The following is a 25,299-nucleotide window of genomic DNA, read 5'->3' as shown; positions in this document are numbered from 1 at the left end:
GAAAGTCATGACGATGCGATTCGCCTTGCCGTTTGTCCTGCTGGCCCTGGCCGGGACGGCACCGGCCCAGACACCACCGCCCGATAGCCCGGCGGCTTCCGGCACGATCGAGCCGGATGGCACGGTCAATGTTCCCGGCTTTCGCCTGCCCCCCTCCATCTATCTGAGCGAGGCGGCGAAGAAGGCGCTGCCGCGCACGCCGACCGACCCGGAAGAACCGATGATGCGCGCGGTTTCCGCTGGGCAGGCCGGCGCGCTGCGCCAGCGCATGCCGCAACTGGTGGCGCCGCGCATCGATGCGCTCAAGGCAATGTACAAGGTGGTGACGCGCGACGAGCAGATCGCCGGCATTCCCGCCGTGCGCGCGATCCCGGCGGCCGGCGTGGCAGCGGGCAACCGCAGGAAGATATTGCTCAACCTGCCGGGCGGCGGCTTCATCATGGGGGTCGCCGGCGGCACCGGCATGATGGAATCGATCCCGCTTGCGGGGCTGGCCGGGGTGGAGATCCTCTCCATCACCTATCGCCAGGCGCCCGAAACCATCTGGCCGGCCGCGACCGAGGATGTGACCAAAGTCTATCGCGAACTGCTCAAGACCTACAAGCCGCAGGATATCGGCATCTTCGGCTGTTCGGCCGGCGGGCTGCTGACGGCCGAGGCGATCGCCTGGTTCATCCATGAAAAGCTGCCGCTTCCCGGCGCGATCGGCATTTTCTGCGCCTCGGGCGACGCGCGCTGGGGCGGCGACAGCCAGAGCTTCGCCCGGCCCTTCCAGGCGCTGCCGCCACGCGACGATGTCCGCGCCTATTTCAAGGGTGTCGATCGCAGCGATCCGCTGGTGTCTCCGGCGCTGTCGCCCACGACGCTGAAACTGTTTCCACCGACGCTGCTGATCACCGGCACCCGCGCCTTCGAGATGAGCGCGACCGTCAACACCCATCGCGAACTGGTCAAGGCCGGGGTCGATGCCGACCTGCATATGTGGGATGGGCTGGGCCATGCCTTTTTCTACGATCCCGCCCTGCCGGAATCGCGCGAGGCCTTCGACGTCATGACCGCCTTCTTCCGCAATCGGCTGAAGCTGGCGCGCTAGGCCGCGATCGCCCGACGGCAAAATTCCCATATCTCGGCCGCCAGTTCCTCGCGATGCTGGCGGTCGGGAATCGCGGCCTCTTCCGCCAGCAACTGGCTGTGGACGGTGGTCGAGACCAGATTATAGACAAGCAGCGCCATCCACGACGCCGGTCCTGCGCGGACCTGCCCCTCTGCCATGCCGTCGGACAGGATCGTGGCAATCAGGTCGATGAGCGGGCTTACCGCCTTTTGCAGTTCGACCGGACGCGCCTCCGCCAGGCGCAGATGCTCGCGGCTGAGCGCGGCGCTCCGGCGCTGGCCGCCTTGCCATTCCCCGCCCATCGCTGCCCGGCCGATAACGATACCGGCCACGATATGATGGAGGCGCGCGAGCGGATCGGACAGGCCGCGCACCTGCTCGGCGAACTGCTCGGCCGCGCGGCGCAGCGTATGGGCAAACACCGCAAGGACCAGATCATCCTTGCCGGCGAACCGGTCGTAAAAGGCGCGGCGGGCAAGTCCGGTCCGTTGCAGCACCGCGCGAATGGTCAGCCCTTCCAGCCCTTCCTCGTCGAGCAGATCATAGGCGGCAGCCACGATCTGCTGGTTGCGATCGTCCATTTCCGCGATCGCGTCGTCGGTCTGCGGCGCCCGGTACATGCTCATCGATCCTCTCTGCAATAATCGCTTTCCATCTAGCAGCCCGCGACTATAGTGCCAGCATTGAGAACGTCGTTCTCATCACGAAAGAGATATGGGAGAGTAAGATGGCGACGGTCCTCTTTGTCGAGGCCAGCGGTGCGGAACATCGGATCGATGTGCCGACGGGCGAGAATCTGATGCGCGCGGCGCTCAACGAGGGGCTGGAGGGCATGGTCGGCGAATGCGGCGGCGGCCTCGCCTGCGCGACCTGCCATTGCTATGTCGATGACGGCTGGGCCGATCGGCTGCCTGCGCCCGCGCAGACTGAGCAGGATATGCTCGACTGCACCGCCAGCGAACGCCGCCCGAGCAGTCGCCTGAGCTGTCAGATCATCGCCAGCGATGCGATCGACGGGTTGGTCGTCCACCTGCCCGCCGCGCAATATTGAGGAGCCCGATCATGGCAACCACCCAAGCGACGCCAGTCATGGACATTCCGGCCCATGTCCCGCCCGAACTGGTGCGCGAGATCGGCCTCACCACCGGTCCCGAATTTCTCGCCGCGCCCCATGCCTTCATGGCCAAGCTGCACGAGACGCATCCGCCGATCTTCTACAGCGTCAATCCGCTGATCGGGAACAGCTGGTGTACGATCAAGCACGAGGATGCCTTCTTCGCGCTGCGCCATCCGGAATATTTCACCACCGCCGGGGCCACGCCCTTCCCGCGCGATCCCAATAATTATTTCCATTTCATCCCGCTGGAGATCGATCCGCCGCATCATCGCAAATATCGCGCGATCCTCGATTCGACCTTTTCGCCGCAAAGCGTGCTGCGGCTCGAATCCTACATGCGCCGTCTTACCAACGACCTGATCGACAGCTTCATCGATGCGGGCGAAGTGGAATTCACCACCGCCTTCGGTCGGCCGCTGCCGGTGTCGATCTTCCTCGACCTGATGGGCCTGCCGCAGGAGATGCGCGATACCTTCGTCGGCTGGGCGGTCGACCTGCTCCATTCGCAGGATCGCATGACCGCCGGCCTCGCCATGCGGGGGATCGAGGCCTATCTGGCGCAGGTGATCGTCGAGAAGACGGCCAAGCCTGACGAGGGCGTCATCAGCACGATCATCCAGGCCCGCCCTGACGGCGAACCGCTGACCGAGCGGGAGATTTTCGGCTTCACCTTCTTCCTGTTCATCGCCGGGCTCGACACGGTGTTCGCGACGCTCAACAATATCTGGCTGTGGCTGGCGCAAAATCCCGATCGGCGCCGCGAGATCATCGCCCATCCCGACCAGATCAATGCCCAGGTAGAAGAATTGCTGCGGGTCTTTTCCGTCACCTTCTCCGGCCGGACCCTGACCCAGGATCTGGAGATGCGCGGAGTGCAGATGAAGAAGGGGGACAAATTCAACAGCATCCTGCCCGCCTGCAATTACGACCCGGACATCTTTCCCGATCCGATGCGCGTGGACTTCAACCGTCCACGCAAGCCGATCCTGGCCTTTGCCGGCGGCGTGCATAGCTGCATCGGTGCGCATCTCGCGCGGCTGGAAGTCAAGGTGGCGTTGCAGGAATGGCTGCGTCGCATACCCGATTTTTCGGTCCAGCCCGATGCTGCGATCAGCTATTGGCCAGGCGGCGTGGTCGGCCCGAAAACATTGCCCTTGGTCTGGTAGATAGCTGCCACCCGATATTGGTGGACCGGCCCGATTCCGAGCCGGTCCCTTATTGGTCCGCCTTAACCCGGCAGTCCTTCCTCGCTTGCTGCATGGCCGGTGGTGCGCAGCAGGCTGCGACCCCGGCTATAGGCGAAATAGAGCGCCAGACCGACGAGGTTCCACAGGCCAAAACGCAGCAGCGTCTTTTCCGGCAGGCTGATCAGCAGATAGAGGCAGCCGACGATCGCCAGCGCGCCGACCAGATAGGGCTGCGGACAACGGAAGATGCGCTGCATTTCCGGTGCCTTGCGGCGCAGCGCCATCATGCAGCCGGCGACCGCGATGAAGGCGATCAGCGTGCCGGCATTGGCCAGTTCGGCGATCTCGTCGAGGCGGAAGAAGCCGGCGACGGCCGCTACAAAGACACCGGTGATCGCGGTGATGCGGGCGGGCGAACCGGTCTTTTCCGACACTTTGCTGAGTGAACGCGGCAGCAGGCCGTCGCGCGCCATGACGAAGAAGATGCGGCTCTGGCCATACATCATGACCAGGATGACCGAGGGCAGCGCGACCAGCGCAGCGCCCGCCACCAGCCAGGCGGCAACCGGATGCTCCAACGTGCGCAGCACCAGCGCCAGCGGTTCGGACGAACCGGCCAGCGCCCGATAGTCGAGCGCACCGATCGCCGCGACGGCGACCGCCATGTAGATGAGGGTGCAGACCGCCATTGATCCGATGATGCCGATGGTGAGGTCACGGCCAGGATTGCGCGCTTCCTCGGCCGAGGTCGCCACCGCATCGAAGCCATAGAAGGCGAAGAAGACGATCGCCGCCGCCGCCATCACACCGCGCGTCATGCCACCTTCCACATGGCTGACGAAGCCGTAGGGCATGAAGGGCTGGAGATGGTCGGACTGGAAGGCGGGGAGCGCCAGCGCGACGAAGGCGGCGAGCGCCGTCAGCTTGATGACGACCAGGACAATGTTGAGCGTCGCGCTTTCCCGCGTGCCCGCGATCAGCATCCCTGCGATCGCCAGTGCCACCAGCACGGCAGGCAGGTTGACGATGCCGCCGCCATGCGGCCCGGCAAGCAGCATCGGCGGCAGGCTGATCCCCGCCTGCTGGACCCAGCCGACCAGATAGCCCGACCAGCCAACCGCCACGGTGCTGCACGCCAGCGAATATTCGAGGATCAGGCTCCACCCCACGACCCAGGCCAGCGTCTCCCCCAGCACCGAATAGGTGTAGGTATAGGCGCTGCCCGCGGTCGGGATCAGCGTGGCCAGTTCGGCATAGGCCAGCGCCGCGCAGGCACACACGGCGCCGGCAATGGCGAAGGCCAGGATCACCGCCGGCCCCGCCCGATCAGCGCCCACGCCGGTCAGCGTATAGATGCCGGTGCCGACGATCGCCCCGACCCCCAGCGCGATCAGATGCGGCCAGGACAATGTCTTGCGCAACTGCTGATGCTGCGCGTGATGACCGGCGCCGATCGGCTTGATCGGTCCCCAAAATCCAGTGCTCAACCGAAATTTCCTTCCCTGTTCTTATGGACGTTCCGGTTGCACGGGAATGGCTCAGTCGTCGGCGTCGAGCTGAACCATGAGATCGTCCATGGTTTTGCGGATATGTGCGACCGTGAGTTCGCGGATCAGTTGGCCGTCGCGGGCAAGCCAGGCGGCCAGCATCTGGCGATGTTCGTCATTCGCCCGGTCGTCGCGACCCAATGGCTCCAGATGCTTGCGGACATAGCGTTCCGACAGGATATGGAGCCGTTCCAATATATTGACCGTCAAGGGCTGGGCGCTGGGCCGCAGCAGCGCCATATGGAAGGCGCGGTTGAACGCGCCCACGCCATCGCCATGCTTGTCGGTGACCTGATAGAGGGTATCGAGCGTCTTGATCGCGATGTCATGGTCCGCCACCTCGGCCCGCTCCGCCGCCAGCGCCATGACGTCCGGCTCCAGCTTCAGCCGCAGCGCATAGACTTCATCCGCCTCGACCCGATTGAGGCTGCGCACGAAGAAGCCGCGATTGGCCTGCGACTTGAGCAGTCCTTCCTGTTCCAGTCGGGCCAGCGCCTCGCGCAGCGGGATCTTGCTGATCCCCAGTTCGGCCGCCAGCGCGTCCTGGCGGATCGGCCCGTCGGGCGGCACCCGGCCGGACAATATGCGTTCGCGGACAAGGTCGACCAGCTGGTCGGACAGGTTTCGGATGACTAGGCTCATGCGGTGAACATAGCACAGAGCGAACGGCGGAATACAACTTCGTATATGATGGACGATCGCGCCCACTCGCTCCGTACTGGCTGCCTCATACGACCGTGAAACCGGCCCAGAACGGGTCTTCGCGATCGACCCAGATGGTGTTGAAGCCGGTGGCGATCGCCGATCCCTCGATCGAGGGGATGATCGCCTTCTGATCGCCGATCATCGTCTCCGCTTCGACCCGGCCGATGAAGCGGCTGCAGATATAGCTTTCATGCACGAACCGGTCGCCGACCTTTAGCCGCCCCTTGGCCGCCAGATGCGCCAGCCGCGCCGACGTGCCGGTGCCGCAGGGGCTGCGGTCGATCGCCCGCTCGCCATAGAAGACGGCATTGCGGCCATCGGCCCCCTCGCCCTTGGGCTGGTCGGCCCACAGGACATGGCTGACCCCCTTGATGCTGGGTTCGAGCGGATGAACCGGCTGATATTTCTCGCGCACCAGTTCGCGGATCGTGCGGCTGAGTTCGACGATGCGCGATGCGCCGAGATCGTCGAGGCCGGTATAGGCGCCCTGCGGTTCGACGATCGCATAATAATTGCCGCCATAGGAGACATCGACGCTGAGCGGGCCGAAGCCCGGCACCTCGATTGCGATCCCCTCCGCCGCCAGATAGGCGGGAACGTTGCGGATCTTGACCGATGTGACGCGCTTGCCGTCGGTCGCATAGTCGATGTCGATGACACCGGCCGGCACTTCGACCCGCAGCTTGCCCGGCGTCGCCGGCTGGATCAGGCCGTTTTCCAGCCCGAACGTCACCATGCCGATGGTGCCATGGCCACACATCGGCAAGCATCCGCTAGTCTCGATGAAGAGGATGCCGATGTCGGTATCGTCGCGCGTCGGCGGATAGAGGAAGCCGCCCGACATCATGTCATGGCCGCGCGGTTCGAAGCAGAGACTGGTGCGGATCCAGTCGAAGCGGTCGAGAAAGTCCAGGCGGCGTTCCGCCATGGACTTTCCCTTGAGCAGCGGCGCGCCGCCCGCGACCAGACGGACGGGATTGCCCGCCGTATGGCCGTCTATGCAGAAGAAGGTGTGGCGCACCGCGGACATCAGACCGCCGTCAGGCTGGGCTGGGTGGCAGCGCACTGCTCGACCCAGCGGATGACGTCGGCGCGGCGCTGGCCTTCCAGCGGCATGCGCGGCAGGCGGACATGCTCGGTGCCGCGTCCCATGATGTTTTCGGCCAGCTTGATCGACTGGACCAGATCATGATCGGCATCCAGATGCAGCAGCGGCATGAACCAGCGATAGATGCGCAGTGCCTCTTCCAGATCGCCCCGGTTGATCGCCGCCACCAGCGCCACGGATTCGCGCGGGAAGGCGCTGGTCAGGCCGGAAATCCAGCCATGCGCGCCGAGCAACAGGCCTTCGAACGCAACATCGTCCAGGCCCGCCATCAGGATATAGCGGTCGCCAAAGGCGTTGATCAGGTCGGTGAAGCGACGCGGATCGGGCGCGCTTTCCTTGACAGCAACGATGTTGGGCGTGTCGGCGAGGCGGGTGAGCGCGTCGATGCCGATATTCACCCGATAGGCCGGCGGATTATTGTAGAGCATGATCGGCAGCGACGTCGCCTTGGCAACTGTCTCGAAATGGGTGCAAAGCTCGCCCACGGTCGGCACATAGACCATGGCGGGCAGCAGCATCAGCCCGTCGACGCCCAGCTTTTCGGCGTCCTGCGCGAAGGCGACGGCGCGGCGCGTGGTGAATTCGGACACGCCGACCAGGATTGGCACGCGGCCGTCCACGACCTCGACCGCCGCCTTGACGACAGCACGTTTTTCTTCGGGTTCCAGCGAGTTGTTCTCACCGCAGGTGCCGGCGATGATGAGGCCGTCGACGCCATCCTTTACCAGCGCATCCAGGACAGCCTGGGTTGCGGCAATATCAACGTCCAGATCGGGGGTGAACTGGGTGGTGGCGGCAGGGTAGACACCACGCCACGTCAATTTTGAGGAATTCACATAAGCCTCCGTTGAAACTGAAGATCGTATACGGTATCTAATCGTCAACGCCAAGTGAAAAGAAATCAATTGACCCAAAACGCGATCATCATCGGCGGCGGTATCGTCGGAACATCCTGCGCTATCCGATTGCAGGAACAGGGAATTTCAACGTTGCTGATCGAACGGGAAAACCCGCTGCGCGGCGCGTCCTGGGGCAATGCCGGCCATGTCGCGGTGGAGCAGATCGATCCGCTCGCGTCGATGGCAACGGTCCGCAGCTTTCCCCGGCGCCTGTTCTGGCGCGGCGGCGCGCTCGGCCTGCCCTGGCGTGATATCGGCCGCTGGCTGCCGTTCTCACTACGCCTGTTGAGTGCCGCGCGCCCGTCGCGCTTTGCGGCCGGACGCGCCGCGTTAAAGGCGCTGCTGGGCGAGGCGATGCCGGCCTGGCGCCGGATCGATGGGCTGTGCGCGGGGCCGAGCCGCCTGATCGAGGACGGGCATTTCATCGCCTGGGAAAGCGAGGCTAGTGCATTGGCCGGACGCCGCGCCTGGATGGCGGCCGATTGCGGCACGGCGCGCTTCCGCGACGCGACGGCGCGCGAGATGGCCCTGCTCGAAGCCCTGTTCCCCCATCCGATCATCGGCGCGATTCGCTGTGAGGGCAGCGGCCGCATCGCCGACCCGTCTCGGCTGGCACAGGATCTGAGGGATGCGCTGCTGGCGGCAGGCGGGCGGATCGAAAAGGCAGATGTCACCGCCCTTCCCACGCGTGATGGAAAGGCGCAGGTGCAACTGGCCGACGGCCGGACGCTGGACGCGGACCATATGATCGTCGCGACCGGCGCTGCATCGGACGCACTGCTGCGCCCGCTGGGCCACAAGGTGCCGATCATCGCCGAACGCGGCTATCATCTGCAGACGCCGACCGCGCCCGAAGGCTGGCCGATGGACATGCCGCCGGTGGTGTTCGAGGATCGATCGATGATCGTCACCCGGTTCGAAAGCAGCCTGCGCGCGGCGAGCTTCGTCGAATTTTCCAGCCTTTCCGCCCCGCCGGACCCGCGCAAATGGCAAAGGCTGCGCGCCCATGCCGCCGCGCTGGGCCTGCCGTTCGAGGCGGATGCCAGGCCCTGGATCGGCGCGCGCCCGACCCTGCCCGATTATCTGCCGGCGATCGGCCGGAGTGACCGGGCGGACAACCTGCTCTATGCGTTCGGCCACCAGCATCTGGGGCTGACATTGGGACCGCTGACCGGGGAAATCATCGCCGCGCTGGCCACCGGCACACCGCCGCCGGTCGATGCCACGCCCTTTTCGCTCCGCCGCTTTGAAGGATAGAGTATGACACAGCAGATCGGCGGTTCCGACACCGCCACCGAACTGGCCGGGCTTGCCCCCTGGTCCGATCGTGCGCCGGCTATCACGGCGTCCGAATATCAGGCGCGCATTGCCAGGGCCCGCACCCTGATGGCGCAGGAAGGGCTCGACGCGCTGTTGATCGATGCCGGGACCAGCCTCGCCTATTTTGCTGGCGTGCCCTGGGGCGCGAGCGAGCGCCTGGTGGCGATGCTGCTGCCCCTCACCGGCGAGCCGATCCTGACCTGCCCGCGCTTCGAGCGCGGATCACTGGAAGCCGACCTCAAGATCGACGCCAGCGACCTGCGCCTATGGGAAGAGGATGAAAGCCCGTCGGCGCTCGTCGCCGATGCGCTCCGGACGCTGGGCGTCGCCCGGCTGGGGATCGACCCGGCCATGGCCTTCCTGTTCGTCGAGCGCATTCGCGCCGCCGCGCCGGACGTGACACTGGTTGCCGCCTCGGCCGTGATCGACGGTTGCCGCAGCCGCAAGTCGGCCGCCGAACTGGCGCTGATGCAGCAGGCCAAGTCGATGACGCTGGAGGTGCATCGCCGTGCCGCCCGCATCCTGCGCCCCGGCATCACCGCGACCGAGGTGCGCCGCTTCATCGAGGCCGCGCACCGGGCGCTCGGCGCATCGGGCAGCAGCTTCTGCATCGTCCAGTTCGGCCGATCGACCGCCTATCCCCACGGCCTGCCGGGCGAGAGCGTGCTGGCCGAGGGCGAGATGGTGCTGATCGATACCGGCTGCACCATCGGCGGCTATCATAGCGACATCACCCGATCCTATGTCTATGGCGAGGCCGATGCCGAGCAGCGGCGCATCTGGGCCTTGGAGAAGGCGGCGCAGCAGGCCGCGTTCGATGCGGTCAAGCCCGGCGTCGCCTGTGGCGCGATCGATGCGGCGGCGCGGCGCGTGCTGGAGGCGGCGGGCCTTGGCCCCGACTATCGCCTGCCGGGCCTGCCCCATCGCACCGGCCATGGCATCGGCCTGTCGATCCATGAGGCGCCCTATCTGGTGCGCGGCGACATGACCCCGCTGGAGCCGGGTATGTGCTTCTCCAACGAGCCGATGATCGTCGTGCCGGATCGCTTCGGCGTGCGGCTGGAGGATCATTTTTACGTGACCGAGACCGGAGCGGCCTGGTTCACCCCGCCCTCGGTCGCGATCGACCAGCCTTTTGCCTGAAGTCGCTGGCGGCGCTCAGCAGAGTGCCGCCAGTTCCTCATAGAGCGCGCGGGGAATGCGGCAGCCCTGATCGGGGGTGCGACGACGCGCCGCGAAGCGCCGCTGCGATGGCAGGCGCGCGCCCTGACCGGTAATGCCGTCGAACAGCGCTTCGGCCCGCTGCATATGCTCGGCGGCCGCCGCGCCCAGGAAACCGGCGGGATCGATGGCGATGATGAGTTCACCACCATAGGGCGACGCCTTCGCGCCATCGTCATGCGCCAGTGATTCCGCACTGGTCATGTCGCCGATCAGCGGCCCGGCGATCAGTTCGACCATCGCCGACAGGGCCGATCCCTTATGCCCGCCAAAGGTCAGCAGCGCGCCGGCGAGACCCGCTTCCGCATCTGTTGTCGGATGGCCCTGGGCATCGATCGTCCAGCCTTCCGGGATCGGCTTGCCGGCGCGGCGATGCAGTTCGATCTCGCCGCGCGCGACCGCGCTGGTGGCGAAATCGAAGACAAAGGGATCGCCGCCGGGACGCGGCCAGCCAAAGGCGATCGGGTTGGTGCCGAACAGCGGCGAGGTGCCGCCGGCCGGCGCGACCCAGGCATGGCTGGGGGTACAGGCGAAGGCGACCAGCCCCTGATCGGTCAGCGCCTCGATCTCCGGCCAGAGCGCGGCGAAATGGACGCAGCGATTGATGCCCATGGCGGCGATGCCCATCGTCCGCGCCTTTGCCACCAGCAAAGGCAAGCCCGTGGCAAAGGCCAGTTGGGCAAAGCCGCCGGCCGCATCCACGCGCAGCAGCGCGGGCGTGACGTGATCGACCACCGGCACCGCGTCCGGCACAACCTTGCCGCTATTCAGCGTATGGACGCAGTTGAGCAGACGATAAACGCCATGCGATGCGCATTCGTCGCGCTCGCCGGCGATGATTGTCGCGGCAACCAGGCCAACATGTGCCTCCGCCAGACCATGGCGGCGCAGCACGGCATGGGCCAGATCCGCGACCTGCTGCAGCGTCAGCGTGACGCTTTCGTCGGCGCTCATGCCTTTATTGCCCATGCCGCGGCTTTGAAGATAGACATGCGTCCTCCGTCTTGATCCCGAACCATAATCGCAATATCGTATACGGTATAACGATTGCAGACAAGCCGGAGCCGCCATGTCCCACTGTCACACGCCCCTCAGCCGCAGGGCCATGCTGCTGGCCGCGACCGCCGCCGTAACCGCCCCCGTCTGGCAAGAATGGAGCAGCGTCGCCCATGCTGCGACCAGCAGCGCCCTCCCAGAATCGGCGCGCGCCTTGCCACTGCAGGCGACCCGGCTTCTCCCCTCCCCCTTTGCCGACGCGGTCGAGGGCAATCGCCTCTATCTGCTGCGGCTGGAGCCGGACCGGCTGTTGCACAATTTCCGCAAACATGCCGGCCTGACGCCCAAGGGCGCCATTTATGGCGGCTGGGAAAATGATACCATCGCCGGCCATACGCTGGGCCATTATCTGACCGCGCTGGCGCTGATGCACGCCCAGACCGGCGACGCCGAATGCGCCCGCCGCGCCGCCTATATCATCGACGAACTGGCCGCCTGTCAGGCGGCAGCCGGCGACGGCTATGTCGCGGGCTTCACCCGTCGCCGCGACGATGTGATCGAGGATGGCAGGCTGATCTTTCCGGAGATCATGCGCGGCGACATCCGATCGGCCGGCTTTGACCTCAACGGCTGCTGGGTGCCCTTTTACAATTGGCACAAGCTGTTCGCCGGCCTGTTCGACGCCGAAACCCATCTGGGCAACAGCCAGGCGCGCGGCGTCGCGCTGGCCCTGGCCGCCTATATCGACGGCGTGTTCGCGAAACTGGACGATGCGCAGATGCAGCAGGTGCTGGACTGCGAGCATGGTGGCATCAACGAGAGCTTCGCCGAACTGCACGCCCGCACCGGCGATCCGCGCTGGCTGGCGCTGGCCACGCGCCTGCGCCATCGCAAGGTGCTCGATCCGCTGGCCCAGCGGCAGAACAGCCTGCCCTGGATCCACGCCAATACCCAGATCCCCAAGCTGATCGGCCTTGCCCGCCTGCACGAGATCACCGGCAATGCCGCCGACGCGATCGCCGCCAACTTCTTCTGGGAGACCGTGGTCGGCCAATATAGCTATGTCATCGGTGGCAATGCCGACCGGGAATATTTCCCTGATCCCGGCACCATTTCCAAGCATATCACCGAACAGATCTGCGAAAGCTGCAACAGCTACAACATGCTGAAGCTGACCCGGCATCTCTATGCCTGGAAGCCCGAAGCGCGCCTGTTCGACTATTATGAGCGCGCCCATATCAACCATATCCTGGCGCATCAGAACCCGGCCACCGGTATGTTCGCCTATATGGTGCCGCTGATGTCGGGGTCGCACCGCGTCTGGTCGGAACCGTTCGACGATTTCTGGTGCTGCGTGGGCAGCGGCATGGAAAGCCATGCCAAGCATGGCGAATCCATCTGGTGGGAAGATGCCGACCGGCCGGCCGACATGCTGATCGCCAATCTCTATATCCCCAGCGAAGCCGACTGGGCGGCGCGGGGCGCAAAGCTGCGGATCGACACCGGCTATCCGTTCGACGGGCACATCGCGATGTCGATCCCGAAACTGGCGCGGGCCGGCCGCTTCACCCTGGCGCTGCGCATCCCCGGCTGGTGCCAGGGCGCGCGTATCGCCGTCAACGGCACGCCCCTGCCCGCCCCGCGCATCGCCGACGGCTATGCGCTGATCGATCGCAAGTGGAAGGCCGGCGACCAGGTGACGCTGGACCTGCCGATGGCATTGCGGGTCGAAGCAACGCCCGACGATGCCCGCACCATCGCACTGCTGCATGGCCCGGTCGTGCTGGCCGCCGATCTGGGCGCGGCCGACCGGCCCTTCGACGGCCCCGCACCGGCGCTGGTCGCCGCCGATGTGACGCAGGGCTTTACCGTCACACCCGGCACCATCCCCGCCTATCGCACCGCCGGCATCGGCAAGCCCGCCGACCTCAGTTTCGCGCCCTTCTTCCAGCAGCGCGATCGCCGCACCGCCGTCTATTTCAAACGCTTCACCCAGCAGGAATGGGGCGTCGAGCAGCAGACCTTTGCCGTCGAGCAGGCGCGGCTTCGCGACCTGGAGCGGCGCTCCGTCGATGTCATGCATCTGGGCGAGATGCAGCCCGAGCGCGACCATGGGCTGGAAGCCAAACTCTCCTACACCACCACCTATCGCGGACGGCATGGGCGCGATGCGCGCACCGACGGCCATTTCCAGTTCCGCATGAAGGTGAAGCCCGGCCCGCTGATCCTGCAGGCCACTTATTGGGGCGAGGAGCGAAACCGGCTGTTCGACATATTGGTCGACGACCAGAAGATCGCGACGCAGAAGCTGGATGCCGACCGGCCCGGCGAATTTTTCGACGTCACCTACGCCATTCCCGAAGCACTGACGCGCGGCAAGAGCACGGTGATAATCCGTGTCCAGCCGGCCCCCGGCATGACGCGGGCCGGCCCGATGTTCGGCGCGCGCATTTTCACGCCCGCAGGCGAAACGCGCACTTGACCCGCCTTAATCAAGGTATATCGTATACATTATTGATAGGAGCGGGGCGCCGGATCGCTTCGCCGAACAGGGAAGAGAGACATTCATGAAAATGCCCCATGCCGCATCCTTGCTCGCCATCGCCTGGCTCGCCGGCACGGCCCCGGTTGTCCTCGCCCAGACGGCGCCGGCCACCAATGCACCGACCGCACAGCCGACCGCCGCCGACCTGAAGCTCAAGGCGCTGTATGACGCCGAATGGACCTGGCGCCAGAAGGAATTTGCCCGGCTGCCCGGCAGCGGCCGGACCGAAGGCGGCGCCGACGATCATCTGCCCAGCGTGACGGCCGCCACCCAGCAGCGCCGCTATGCCTATTGGAGCGACATTCTCAAACAGCTCGACCAGATCCCCGACGCCCAGCTGTCGCATGAGGAGTACATCAACAAGGCGGTGTTCAAGACCTCGGTCTGGGAGAATGCGACCAAGATCAAGTACAAGACCTATGAGGCGCCGTTCAACAGCGACACCTTCTTCTGGACCGGCCTCAACCCGCGCACGCCCTTTTCCAGCGCCGACAATTATCGCCGCTATCTCGGCCGGATGAAGGACATCCCGCGCTATTTCGACGAGCAGATCGCGAATATGCAGGCGGGCCTTAAGCGCGGCTATACCGTGCCGCGCGTGTCGATCGAGGGGCGTGACAAGACGATCGAACCCTTCCTGGCCGCCGGCACCGACAATCCCTTCTACAAGGCGTTTGCCGCGATGCCGGACACCATCCCGGCCGACCAGCGCCAGGCGATGCAGGCCCAGGCCCAGGCACTGATCCGCGACGCCATCGCCCCCAGCTATCAGAAGCTGCTGACCTTCATGCGTGGCGAATATATGCCCAAGGCGCGCAAGACGATCGACGCCTATTCGCTGCCCGACGGCAAGGCTTTCTACCAGGACCAGATCCGTGAATATACCACGCTGGACCTGACGCCGCAGCAGATCCACGAGATCGGCCTGAAGGAAGTCGCGCGCATCGACGCGGACATGAAGAAGACGATGGCGGATGCCAAGTTCCAGGGCAGCTTCGCCGAGTTCCTGGAATTCATGCGCACCGATCCGCAATTCTATGCCAAGACCCCGCGCGAGCTGCTGTCCTATTCCGCCTATGTCACCAAGAAGATGGACGGCAAGCTGAAGGACACGTTCAACAATCTGCCGCGCTATCGCTTCACCATCCTGCCGGTGCCGGACGAGATCGCTCCCATCTACACCTCGGGGCGGGGCGGGCTCGAATCCTGCCTGATGAACACCTATGACCTGCCCTCGCGCCCGCTCTACAATCTGACCGCGCTGACGCTGCACGAATGCAATCCGGGCCACAGCTTCCAGGCCGCCTATGCGCTGGAAGCCCCCAACCGCCCGGCCTTCCGCGGCCAGACCTATTTCTCGGGCTATGGCGAGGGCTGGGGCCTCTATACCGAATGGCTGGGCACGAAGCTGGGCATGTATGAGACGCCCTATGAGGAATTCGGCCGCGAGACGTTCGAAATGTGGCGCGCGGTGCGGCTGGTGATCGACACCGGCATGCACTCCATGGGTTGGACGCGGCAGCAGGCGATCGACTATATGGCCAGCCACACCGCGCTCGCGAAGCTCGACATCACCAATGAGGTCGATCGCTATATCGCCTGGCCGGCGCAGGCGCTGGCCTACAAGCTGGGCGAATTGTCGATCCGCAAGATGCGCGCCAAGGCCGAGGCGGAGCTGGGCGACAAGTTCGACCAGCGCCCGTTCCACGACACGCTGCTGACCATGGGGTCGGTGCCGCTGCCGGTGATGGAGGCGGAACTCGACACCTTCATCCAGGCGGAAAAGGCCAAGGCCGCAGCCGGGGCGTCCGGTGCGGCGCAGTAAGCGCATTCTCCTCCCCTTGATCGGCGCGGCGCTCTGCATGGGCGCCGCGCCGATCCCCCCTTCGGCGGAGACGGATAAGGCGGCGATCCGCCAGGTGATTGCCGACATGGAAGCTGCCTGGAACCGGGGTGATTTTCACGGCTATATGGCGGGCTTCCTCAACCCTGGCGTCACCTTCGTGTCGCGCGGCCAGTTCCAGCGCGACTGGCAGGGAACGCTCGACCATTATGTCCGCGACTATGGCGCCTCGCCCGAGACGCGCGGCACGCTCCATTTCTGCGACATCAGGATCGAGATGCTGGCGCCCGACGCAGCCCAGCTGATCAGCCGCTTCCACCTTGCCGCCAAACCCGGCCAGTCCGGCATCAATACGCGGCTGATGCGCAAGGTCGAGGGCCGCTGGGTGATCGCCCTCAACCATGTGTCGGCGTTCGAGCCGGACGCGACCCACCCAGCCTATTGCCAATGAGCGCCATGCCCCCAGCCGATCATCACGTCCCCGCCACCTTCCTCGGCCATCCGCGCGGCCTGTTCATCCTCTTCTTTACCGAATTGTGGGAGCGTTTCTCCTTCTACGGCATGCGGGCGCTGCTGATCTTCTACCTGACCAAGCAGTTCCTCTTCTCCGACGAGCGCGCCGGCATGCTCTATGGCGCCTATATCGCGCTGGTGTTCGTCAGCCCGCTGGTCGGCGGCTGGCTGGCCGATCGCTACCTCGGCGCGCGCAAGGCGGTGCTGTTCGGCGGCATCGTGATCGCCTGCGGCCATATCCTGCTCGGTCTCGATGCGCTGGGCGGCGACCGTGAGAGCGCGACCCGCATCTTCCTCGCCGGCATGGCGGTAATCGTGGTCGGCACCGGCTTCCTCAAGGCCAATGTCTCGGTGCTGGTCGGCCAGCTCTATCCGCGCGACGACATGCGCCGCGACCCGGCCTACACCATCTTCTACATGGGGATTAATCTTGGCGGCGCACTCGGCCCGCTTGTCTGTGGCCTGCTGGGTGAAACGATCGGCTGGTCCTGGGGCTTTGGCGCGGCGGCGCTGGGCATGATCCTGGGCATCATCGTATTCGTCATGGGCAGGCCATTGTTGCAGGGCCAGGGCGAGGCGCCCGATCCGGCCTGGCTGGCAGGCCCGCTGTTCGGCATTCCCCGCGAATATTGGCTCTATGCCAGCGCCCTGCCCTTCACCGCGGCGATGATGGCCCTGCTCGCCAGTCCCGCCTCGGTCGGCTATCTGCTGAGCGCCAGCGGCTTTGCCATGGGCGTCGGCCTGGTCGCCTATGCCTGCCTGAAGCTCGATCCGGCGGCGCGCGGGCGGTTGCTGGTGGCGATCTTCCTGCTGGTGGTGCAGCCGGTTTTTTGGGGCCTGTTCGAACAGACCGGCTCCTCGCTCAACCTGTTCATCGACCGCCATGTCGACCGCACGCTATTCGGCATCACGGTGCCGGCCTCGCTGTTCCAGGCGGTCGGTCCCTTCTCCATCTTCCTGCTCGCACCCTTCTTCGCCTGGCTATGGCTGAAGCTCGGTCGGCGCGGGCTGGAGCCATCCGCCCCCGCCAAGTTCGGCATGGCCATCATTCAGGTCGGCGCGGGCTTCCTGCTGCTGGTCGGCGCGGGCATGATGCTGCCGGGGGCGAAGATGCCGATGCTCTTCATCCTGCTGCTCTACCTGCTTCACACCATGGGCGAACTATGCCTGTCGCCGGTCGGGCTGGCAGCGATGTCGCGCCTGTCGCCGCCCCATATGCTGGGGCTGATGATGGGCACCTGGTTCCTGGCGACGGCGGGCGGCAATTTCATGTCAGGCGTGATCGCCGCCGCCATCGGCGCATCGGCGGGGGCAGATCAGGCCAGCACGGTGCTCGCCGCCTATGGCCGGATCGGCGGCCTTGCGATGCTGATCGGCCTTGCCGTCCTGGCACTTTCTCCGTGGATCGGCCGCCTCATGAAGCAAGGCGGCCGATAGCGTCTTTTGGGAAATGCGCGGAAGCGCGCATTTCCATTCCTTACCGGCCCGCTCCCCCATGCGCCGGCGGGCGCATCAAGGATCAGCTCCGCTCCAGCAGCGCGAGCAGTTCATCCTTCCAGAATTTCGCCCAAGTGTGTGTGCTGTGTCCCCGCGTCTCGGGCGAATAGGGGATCAGCTTGTAACGCGTGGTCTTCAGGCGCTTGGCCGCCGTTTCGGCCATGCCCATTTCCGGCGGATTGATGAAATCATCGGAGGAGTTGATCCACGTCATCGGCGCGCTGATCTTCTCCAGGTCGGCGGAGGGATCATAATCGCGCGAGGAATCGAGCTGATAGAGATAATCGTTGGCGTCGCGGCTGGCGATGTCGCGATCGAACCGCTCCTTCCAATAGGCGTCGACCGCATCGCGCGTGGGGAATTGCACCTGCATGTACCAGGCGGCGGCACCGGCGATCTGCGACAGGCTGGATGCGGTGCGCAGACCCAGCAGCGGCTGCGCCTTGTAGTTGCCATCCTGCCAGGCGGGATCGGCGCGGATGCCGTCCATCGCTGCCTTGCGCCACATCCGGTTGCGCCCGGCGATCGGCGCCGCCTGGCACGCCATCGGCATCAGCGCACTGGCAAAGCCGGGATGCTTCTCGCCCCAGACGAAGATGTGCATGCAGCCCATCGAGGTGCCGAAGGTCAGCCGCAGATGATCGATCTTCAGCCCGTCGACCAGCATGCGGCGCTGCGCCTCGACCATGTCGTCATAATCATAATGGGGGAAGGCCATGCGCAGGCCGTCGCTGGGCTTGGAAGAATCGCCATGGCCGATATTGTCGGGCAGGATGATGAAATAGCGGCGCACGTCCAGCGGCTGGCCGGGGCCGTACAACTCGTCGGCAAATTGCGGCTGCAGGAATTGCGCGCCTGATCCGCCGGTGCCGTGCAGGATCATCACCGCATTGTCGATCCGCCCCTTGGCATCACGATGCGGCGTGCCGATGGTGCGATAATGCATCCGCAGTTCCGGCAGCGTCTCACCGGAGCGAAAGGCGAAGTCGCGGATGACATGGTCGCCCTGCTTGACCTGCGCGGCATCGAAGCCCTGCGCCAGTGCCGGCGTGGCGAGCAGCAGTGCGGCAGCGGCGGCGAGCCGGGGCCAACGGTTTTTCATATATCTGGTCCTCCCTTGGAACTTTACGAAGATGACGCCTATGCGCATTTGACAGATTTGGTATACGATGTACGGTTTGCCGCAAATTTAGGCAACAGGCAGAGTCATGATCCCGAAAAACATCGCATATTCCGCCCTTCCCCTGCTGCTGGCGGCACTGGCTGCGCCGTCGATCGCCGCCGACAAGCCTGTCCCGGCGGAGAAGGAAGAGGCCAAGAAAGACGATAGCGCCGTCGCCCCGGTCGAGGAACAGGCGATGCCCAGCCGCGCGTCGGTGACGGTCGCCGGCAAGCTAATCCACTATAGCGCGACGCCCGGCACACTGACGATCCGCAACGATGCCGGCGAGCCGATCGCGAGCATGTTCTACACCGCCTATGTCGCCGATCGGGCCAAGGGCGCGAAGGAACGCCCCGTCACCTTCCTGTTCAACGGCGGTCCGGGTTCGTCGACCATGTGGCTGCACATCGGCTCCTTTGGCCCCGTCCGGGTGGATACGCCGACGCCCGATACTGCCCGCCCCGCCCCCTTCGCCATCGGACCCAATCCCGACAGCCTGATCGACCGCAGCGACCTGGTCTTCATCGACGCGATCGGCACTGGCCTGTCGCGCCCGCTCGGCAAGGCGCAGGGCAAGGATTTCTGGGGCGTCGATCCGGACATCGATGCCTTTGCCAGCGCCATCCAGCGCTATCTGACGATCAACAATCGCTGGAATGCGCCCAAATTCCTGCTCGGCGAAAGCTATGGCACGCTGCGCGCCGCGGGCCTGGTCAACACGTTGCAGGAACGCGGCGTGCAGATGAACGGCGTGGTGCTGCTGTCGTCGATCCTGAACTATGGCATCCGCAATCCGGGCTATGACCAGATCAACGTCACCTATCTGCCCAGCTATGCGGCCACCGCCTGGTATCATAACCGCCTGCCCAACCGGCCGGCGACGCTGGAGCCGTTCCTGAGCGAAGTGCGCGCCTTTGCCCTGGGCCCCTATCTCTCTGCGCTGGCCAAGGGCGACGACCTGCCCGATGGCGAGCGCGATGCGATCGCGACCCAACTCGCCGCCTATACCAGCCTGTCCAAGGGCTTCATCCTGCAGAACAAGCTGCGCATCGACCTCGGCCGGTTCCGCAAGGAGCTGATGCGCGACAGCAGCCGCACCGTCGGCCGGCTGGATTCGCGCTTCGTCGGCATCGATGTCGACGACAGCGCCGCCGATCCCGAATTTGACGCGGCCGACACGTCGATCAGCGGCGCCTATATCGCGGCGCTCAATTCCTATCTGTTCGGCACGCTCGGCTACAAGACGCCGCTCAGCTACCGCCCGAATTTCTACAAGGAGATCAGCCCGGCCTGGGACCAGCGCCATCGCGCACCGGGCGGCGGCGGCCGGCCGATGCCGGCGGCCGACACCGCGCTGGACCTGGCCCGCGCGATACGCACCAACAGCCATTTGAAAGTGCTGTCGCTCAACGGCTATTATGACATGGCGACACCCTTTGCCGGCGCCGAATATGACCTGAAGCACATGCAGCTCGACAAGGCGCTGCAGGCCAATATCAGCTATCGCTATTATGAATCCGGGCACATGATCTACATCCACCCGGAGTCCATGAAGGGCCTGCGCCGCGACCTGCTGGCCTTCTACGACAGCGCGACGGAATAGGCGGCAGGACGGGGGGATGGTCTGCCTATCATCCTCCCTGCCAGCGCCTGGCCGAGGGGCGTCACCCATTCGATAGCGGAACACCCCTCCACCGGCTTCGCCGGTCCCCCTCCCCTTGCAGGGGAGGAATGAACATCCGGCTTTGGCCGCTTGCAGACGGCAGGTAACGTCCTCAGGGCATTGGCTGATCCACCACGAACAGGTGCGTCTGCGGCAGGGCCTGAAGATCGACCTCCTTGCCCCCGACGAACAGCCGGCCGAGGCGGCGGATATTATGAATGTCGGCCAGCGGATCGGCATCGAGCAGCAGCAGGTCGGCGATCTTGCCCGGCTCCACCGTGCCCAGATCCTGTAGTCGCCCGGCCGCCCGTGCCCCGTTGCGGGTTGCCGCGACGATCGCCTGCATCGGCGTCATGCCCAGTTCCACCAGCCCCTCGATCGCCAACAGGCTCCCCTCGCCCGGCTCCTGCTCCGGCGATTTGGGGCCGCGGCGAAACTCGGGCGCATCGCCCAGATAATTGTCGGTCGCGATCGTGACGGGGCATCCGGCCGCGACCAGCCGCTCGGCATTGCGCCGCTCGATCTCCGCATCGTCGCCGCGCATCGCTGCCCGGCGACGCAGTTCGGTGCTGGTCAGCGCCGGCGGCATCTGCGCAATGTCCGCCACCGCCTTGGTTCGCCTGGCAATCTGCTTCTGTCGCACCGCGCCGGTGACCATGTTGGAGCGCATCGCGCACAGCGTTCCCTTTGACAGGATCAGGGCGATCAGATCGTCGGGATAGTCGCGGCTCAATATCTCGGGATGCTGGATCAGGTCGATTCCCGCCTCGACCGCCAGGCGCAGCCCTTCCGAACTGGTGGCATGGGTTTCGGCCATCTTGCCACGCCTGTGCGCCTCCGCCACGATCACCGCCTGCTGGCGCGGCGAAAAGCCGATCAGCGAGGGCATCATGAAATGGCTGGTGCCGCCATATTTGAGGAAATCAACGCCCCGATCGAGATAGGCGCTGACAGCGGCGCGCAATTGTTCCGGCGTCATGTCCATCAGTTCCTCACCCATGCCCTGGGCCAGCATGTCGTTCCACTGTTCCTGGAACAGGGTCAGGTCGCGATCGCCGGTCAGTGAATAGGTCAGCGAAAATGGGCCGCCCCAGCCCAATATATTGCCCGCCACCAGCATGCGCGCGCCGATCGCCTGGCCGCTGGCGATCCGATCACGCACCGCCAGCAGCGGCGGCAGCACGCCATAGCTGTCGCGCATGGTGGTGACGCCCGCGCGCAACTGGCGCTGGGCAAATTCGAGCGCCAGTTCCTCATTCCGATCCGCATAGCGCGATGAGGTGTCGCGGCGCGCCGGGTTGCCATAGACGGTCGCATGAACATTGGAGTCGATGAAGCCGGGCAGCAGATAATGCCCGCGGCCATCGACCTGCCTGGCCGACGCCGGCGCCTTCAGCTTTGCGCCGACCGCTGCAACCTTCCCATCCGCGATGAGCACGTCCTGCCCCGCCTTTGCTGCGGCCCCGGTGCCGTCGATGATGGTTACGTCGCGTATCCATATTGTTTCAGCCGCAACATTTCTCGGCAGGAACAGCCCTGAAAATGCTGCGGAAAGCAGCAGAGAGCGAACAATCTTTTCCATTGTTTTCATATCACTAACTCCCCTTTTGACGGTTTTTCCGGGCCTCTGCGGACTGACATTTAACTGCAATCTTGACAGCGCCATGCGGTCTCAGCATGATTAAAGTATACGATATTCAATATACATTGAAGCGGTCAAAGAGCCGCAAAGACAGAGAGAGGAGCTGAAAACCCGTTCGGGCGGCCGTCAGCCGGTCGGGCACGCAGGAGCCGACATCGGCGCAGCATCCATCACGGTGCGCGCACACAATCATAATCTGTGTCGAATGAATTGAATCCTAGCGATTACAAGGGGATAGACTAATGATGACGATCCGACCGGCTGGCCTATATGGCCGCCGCAATAGCCGTTTGTTGCTGTCGACCATCCTGGCCGGCGCCGCCTTTGGTTCGGTCGCCCACGCGCAGGAGGCCCAGGAGCACATACAGCCGCCCACCGATATCGTCGTCACCGGGTCGCGCCTCGTCCGCACCGATTTGACCGCGCCCAGCCCGATCTCGGTCATGGGCAGCGAGGATGTGAAGCTGTCGGGCAACGTCACGCTGGAAAAGACCCTGAACGAGATGCCGCAGCTGGCGTCGGGCAACACCTCCACCGTCAATAATGGCGGCGGGTCGGGCGTGCTGACCGCCAATCTGCGCGGCCTTGGCAACACCCGCACGCTGGTGCTGGTCAACGGTCGCCGCTTCATCCCCGCCGATTCCAACGGCAATGTCGACCTTGCCTCCATTCCCGACGCCCTGATCAAGCGGGTCGAGATCATCACCGGTGGTGCGTCGGCCGTCTATGGCTCCGATGCGATCGCCGGCGCGGTCAACTTCATCCTCGACGACAAGTTCGAGGGCGTCGAAGCCAGCGCCCAATATGGCATTTCTGATCGCGGCGACGCCGAATCGAAGAAGCTCGACCTGACCTTTGGCACCAGCACCGCCGATGGCCGGGGCAATGTCACCCTGTCGGGCAGCTGGACGCGCCAGTCGTCGATCACCCAGAATGACCGTGGCTTCAGCCGAACGCCGCTGGGCGAAGTCAATGGCAAGCTGGTCTATTCGGGTTCGGGCAGCATCCCCGGCACCCGCGTCCCGCTGAGTGCGGCGCAGCGCGCAGCCCTGACCGGCGTCAACCTGACCCCCGGCGGCAGCTGTACGTCCGTCACCGGCATTCGTTTTGGCGAGAATGGGGCCGTGCTGCCCTATTGCCAGCCCGAAGATACTTACAACTACGCGCCCTATAATCTGCTACAGCGCCCGCTCGATCGGTTCAACGTCGCTGCCAACGCCCATTATGAGGTGGCTGACAAGATCACCGCCTATGCCGAGGCCTATTTCGTCAACGCCAAGAATGACATGATCCTGGCGCCCGACAGCTTTACACCGCTGACGCCCGGTGCCGCCTCCTCGACATTGCTGATCCCCAATTATGCCAGCAACCCGGTACTGCCCGAAAGCCTGCGCCAGTTCTTCGCCAACAATGCCGCCATCTTCGACACCAATGGCGACGGCACGGCGGAAATCGTCGGCGGCGGCCGTCGCGCGGACGAACTGGGCACGCGCAACTATCGCTATGAACGGCAATCCTACCAGATCACCACCGGCCTGCGCGGTGACGTATCGCTGCTGGGCAGCGATTGGAAGTGGGACGCCTTCTACCAATATATGCGCAACCGCACCGACACCCGAAACGAGGGCCTGATCTCGCAGACCCGCCTGTCGATGGGTCTGGACGCGGTCATCGATTCCTCAGGCAATGTCGTCTGTCGCAACCAGTCGCTGGGCTGCGTTCCCGTGTCGATCCTGGGCCTCAATTCGATCAGTCCGGCAGCCGGCGCCTTCCTGACCCCGGTGCGCGAAAGCCATGACATCTTCACCCGCCAGGTGGCGGGCGCCAGCATTGCCGGCACCCTGTTCGAACTGCCCGCCGGCCCGGTGTCGGTCGCGCTGGGTGCCGAATATCGCAAGGACAAATATACGTTCAGCCCCAGTCCGCTCGACCTGGCCAATGAATATGGCGCGGTGTCGCAGAAGGCACTGGCCGGTGCCTATGACGTCAAGGAACTGTTCGGCGAACTGCGCATCCCGATCCTCGCAGACATACCGTTCTTCGAGACGCTGGCGATCGAGGGCGCGGCCCGCTATTCGGATTACAGCTCGGTCGGCAAGGTCTTTACCTGGAAGCTGGGTGGCGAATATGCCCCGGTCAGCTGGATCCGCATCCGTGGCGCCTATAACAGCGCGATCCGCGCCCCCAATATCGCCGAACTCTATACGGCTGTGACGCGCGGCTATTCCAGCGGCACCGATCCCTGCGCCATCCCGACCTCGGGCGGGGACAATCGCAGCGACGCGCTCAAGAGTTTCTGCGTCGCCACCGGCGTACCGGCGGGCGAAATCGCCAACTTCACCCAGGCGACGCTGGGCCTCAACCAGGACAGCGGCGGCAACCCGAACCTGCATGAGGAAAAGTCGAAGACCTACACGATCGGCGCCGTGATCTCGCCGCCCTTCATCCCGCGCCTCAACATCACGGTCGACTATTTCAACGTGAAGGTCGACGACGCGATCATGACCGTCAACGCGCAGCAGACGATGAATGACTGCTACACGATGATGGATGCCGGCAGCGCCACCTGCCGGGCGATCACGCGCCTGGGCAATGGCCAGCTCGACTATGTCAGCGTGTCGAGCAACAATATCGGCTCGCTCAAGGTCAACGGCATCGACGCGCAGGTCGATTATCGCGTGCCGCTGCCCGGCGCTCTGTCGCTGGGCGACGATGCCAGCCTGTCGCTGCAGGCGATCGCCAGCTGGCTGTTCGAGCGCACGACGCAGGTGCTCGCCACCTCCGCCCCGCAGGATTGCGCCGGCTATTATGGCGCGGGCTGTTCGGTCGGCACCGGCGGCTTCATCACCCCGGACTTCAAGCTGAACCTGGGCGCCACCTATGCCAGCGGCCCCTTAAGCTTCCGCCTGCAGGGCCGGATGATCGGCGACCTGAAACTCTATCCGACCGCGACCAATGTGGTGAAGTCGGTGGACCCGGTCTGGTATCTCGACACCAGCTTCTCGATCGACGCGACGGAGACCTTCTCCTTCTTCGGCGGGGTCAACAATCTGCTCGACCGGCAACCGCCGATCCTGGGCACGACGCTGGTCGGCGACGCCAATACCGACGTGTCGCTCTATGACACGCTGGGTCGCCGCTACTTCATCGGCGCGCGGATGAAGTTCTGATCCGACGTGCAGGCGGGCCGGGGCAGTGATGCTCCGGCCCGCCTTTCACA

Annotated in this window: 19 protein-coding genes; 11 read left to right on the top strand and 8 right to left on the bottom strand. The window is 64.9% G+C overall.

Annotated features, from left to right (window positions below; translation table 11 throughout):
* The first annotated feature begins 7 nt into the window (after positions 1 to 7).
* Entirely contained in the window at positions 8 to 1,093 is a 1,086-nt protein-coding gene (locus tag N6H05_RS05060) for an alpha/beta hydrolase fold domain-containing protein (protein ID WP_284112935.1), read from the top strand.
* Here N6H05_RS05060 and N6H05_RS05055 read toward each other — a convergent pair.
* Positions 1,090 to 1,740, bottom strand: a complete 651-nt coding sequence (locus N6H05_RS05055) for a TetR/AcrR family transcriptional regulator (protein ID WP_284112934.1) — start codon at positions 1,738 to 1,740, stop codon at positions 1,090 to 1,092. The genes N6H05_RS05060 and N6H05_RS05055 overlap by 4 nt on opposite strands.
* Positions 1,741 to 1,841: 101 nt before the next feature.
* Between N6H05_RS05055 and N6H05_RS05050 the strand changes: the two genes are divergently transcribed.
* Together N6H05_RS05050 and N6H05_RS05045 are read left to right on the top strand one after the other, a co-directional pair.
* On the top strand, positions 1,842 to 2,165 hold the full coding sequence (locus tag N6H05_RS05050; RefSeq protein WP_284112933.1) for a 2Fe-2S iron-sulfur cluster-binding protein: 324 nt from the start codon (positions 1,842 to 1,844) through the stop codon (positions 2,163 to 2,165).
* An 11-nt stretch (positions 2,166 to 2,176) separates the two neighbouring features.
* Positions 2,177 to 3,397 (top strand): cytochrome P450, encoded by a 1,221-nt coding sequence (locus N6H05_RS05045; RefSeq protein WP_284112932.1) that lies wholly within the window; start codon positions 2,177 to 2,179, stop codon positions 3,395 to 3,397.
* A 62-nt stretch (positions 3,398 to 3,459) separates the two neighbouring features.
* On the opposite strand, the gene N6H05_RS05040 is transcribed toward N6H05_RS05045, so the two are convergent.
* The 4 genes from N6H05_RS05040 to N6H05_RS05025 all read right to left on the bottom strand — a co-directional run bounded on the left by N6H05_RS05040 (position 3,460) and on the right by N6H05_RS05025 (position 7,614).
* Complete coding sequence (locus tag N6H05_RS05040) at positions 3,460 to 4,905, bottom strand: amino acid permease (protein WP_284112931.1); 1,446 nt, start codon at positions 4,903 to 4,905, stop codon at positions 3,460 to 3,462.
* 51 nt (positions 4,906 to 4,956) lie between these two features.
* Entirely contained in the window at positions 4,957 to 5,607 is a 651-nt protein-coding gene (locus tag N6H05_RS05035; RefSeq protein WP_284112930.1) for a GntR family transcriptional regulator, read from the bottom strand.
* Between the two features lie 85 nt (positions 5,608 to 5,692).
* Positions 5,693 to 6,700 (bottom strand): 4-hydroxyproline epimerase, encoded by a 1,008-nt coding sequence (locus tag N6H05_RS05030; RefSeq protein WP_284112928.1) that lies wholly within the window; start codon positions 6,698 to 6,700, stop codon positions 5,693 to 5,695.
* Positions 6,700 to 7,614 carry a dihydrodipicolinate synthase family protein gene (locus N6H05_RS05025; protein WP_284112927.1) on the bottom strand — a complete coding sequence of 305 codons (915 nt, stop codon included), beginning with the start codon at positions 7,612 to 7,614 and terminating at the stop codon, positions 6,700 to 6,702. The genes N6H05_RS05030 and N6H05_RS05025 overlap by 1 nt, the downstream gene beginning before the upstream one ends.
* A gap of 69 nt (positions 7,615 to 7,683) precedes the next feature.
* Here N6H05_RS05025 and N6H05_RS05020 point away from each other — a divergent pair, with 69 nt between their 5' ends.
* Positions 7,684 to 8,934, top strand: coding sequence for an NAD(P)/FAD-dependent oxidoreductase (locus N6H05_RS05020; RefSeq protein WP_284112926.1), 1,251 nt, complete (start codon positions 7,684 to 7,686; stop codon positions 8,932 to 8,934).
* Positions 8,935 to 8,937: 3 nt separating this feature from the next.
* Positions 8,938 to 10,140 carry a M24 family metallopeptidase gene (locus N6H05_RS05015; RefSeq protein ID WP_284112924.1) on the top strand — a complete coding sequence of 401 codons (1,203 nt, stop codon included), beginning with the start codon at positions 8,938 to 8,940 and terminating at the stop codon, positions 10,138 to 10,140.
* Between the two features lie 15 nt (positions 10,141 to 10,155).
* Here the strand turns inward: N6H05_RS05015 and N6H05_RS05010 are convergent, their stop codons facing one another.
* Positions 10,156 to 11,172, bottom strand: coding sequence for an Ldh family oxidoreductase (locus N6H05_RS05010; RefSeq protein ID WP_284112923.1), 1,017 nt, complete (start codon positions 11,170 to 11,172; stop codon positions 10,156 to 10,158).
* A 115-nt stretch (positions 11,173 to 11,287) separates the two neighbouring features.
* Here N6H05_RS05010 and N6H05_RS05005 point away from each other — a divergent pair, with 115 nt between their 5' ends.
* From N6H05_RS05005 to N6H05_RS04990, 4 genes are all read left to right on the top strand, one after another.
* Positions 11,288 to 13,696 carry a glycoside hydrolase family 127 protein gene (locus tag N6H05_RS05005; protein ID WP_284112922.1) on the top strand — a complete coding sequence of 803 codons (2,409 nt, stop codon included), beginning with the start codon at positions 11,288 to 11,290 and terminating at the stop codon, positions 13,694 to 13,696.
* An 85-nt stretch (positions 13,697 to 13,781) separates the two neighbouring features.
* Positions 13,782 to 15,584, top strand: coding sequence for a DUF885 domain-containing protein (locus N6H05_RS05000; RefSeq protein ID WP_284112921.1), 1,803 nt, complete (start codon positions 13,782 to 13,784; stop codon positions 15,582 to 15,584).
* A 37-nt stretch (positions 15,585 to 15,621) separates the two neighbouring features.
* Positions 15,622 to 16,053, top strand: a complete 432-nt coding sequence (locus N6H05_RS04995) for a YybH family protein (protein ID WP_284114168.1) — start codon at positions 15,622 to 15,624, stop codon at positions 16,051 to 16,053.
* Positions 16,050 to 17,552: a peptide MFS transporter gene (locus N6H05_RS04990; RefSeq protein WP_284112920.1), complete on the top strand. Its 1,503-nt coding sequence runs from the start codon at positions 16,050 to 16,052 to the stop codon at positions 17,550 to 17,552. Before N6H05_RS04995 ends, N6H05_RS04990 begins: the two co-directional genes overlap by 4 nt.
* An 82-nt stretch (positions 17,553 to 17,634) precedes the next feature.
* On the opposite strand, the gene N6H05_RS04985 is transcribed toward N6H05_RS04990, so the two are convergent.
* A complete protein-coding gene (locus tag N6H05_RS04985; protein ID WP_284112919.1) occupies positions 17,635 to 18,714 on the bottom strand; it encodes an alpha/beta fold hydrolase in 1,080 nt (359 codons plus the stop codon).
* Positions 18,715 to 18,820: 106 nt separating this feature from the next.
* Between N6H05_RS04985 and N6H05_RS04980 the strand changes: the two genes are divergently transcribed.
* Positions 18,821 to 20,377, top strand: a complete 1,557-nt coding sequence (locus N6H05_RS04980) for a S10 family peptidase (RefSeq protein ID WP_284112918.1) — start codon at positions 18,821 to 18,823, stop codon at positions 20,375 to 20,377.
* Positions 20,378 to 20,549: 172 nt separating this feature from the next.
* Here N6H05_RS04980 and N6H05_RS04975 read toward each other — a convergent pair whose 3' ends face one another.
* On the bottom strand, positions 20,550 to 21,875 hold the full coding sequence (locus N6H05_RS04975; RefSeq protein ID WP_284112917.1) for an amidohydrolase family protein: 1,326 nt from the start codon (positions 21,873 to 21,875) through the stop codon (positions 20,550 to 20,552).
* 446 nt (positions 21,876 to 22,321) lie between these two features.
* Here N6H05_RS04975 and N6H05_RS04970 point away from each other — a divergent pair, with 446 nt between their 5' ends.
* Positions 22,322 to 25,249, top strand: a complete 2,928-nt coding sequence (locus N6H05_RS04970) for a TonB-dependent receptor domain-containing protein (protein ID WP_284112916.1) — start codon at positions 22,322 to 22,324, stop codon at positions 25,247 to 25,249.
* The last annotated feature ends 50 nt before the right edge of the window (positions 25,250 to 25,299 follow it).

It is taken from the genome of Sphingobium sp. WTD-1 (assembly GCF_030128825.1).
Lineage (GTDB): Bacteria > Pseudomonadota > Alphaproteobacteria > Sphingomonadales > Sphingomonadaceae > Sphingobium.
The sequence above is the reverse complement of the archived record's forward strand: the minus strand, read 5'-3'. Positions and strand labels throughout refer to the sequence as shown.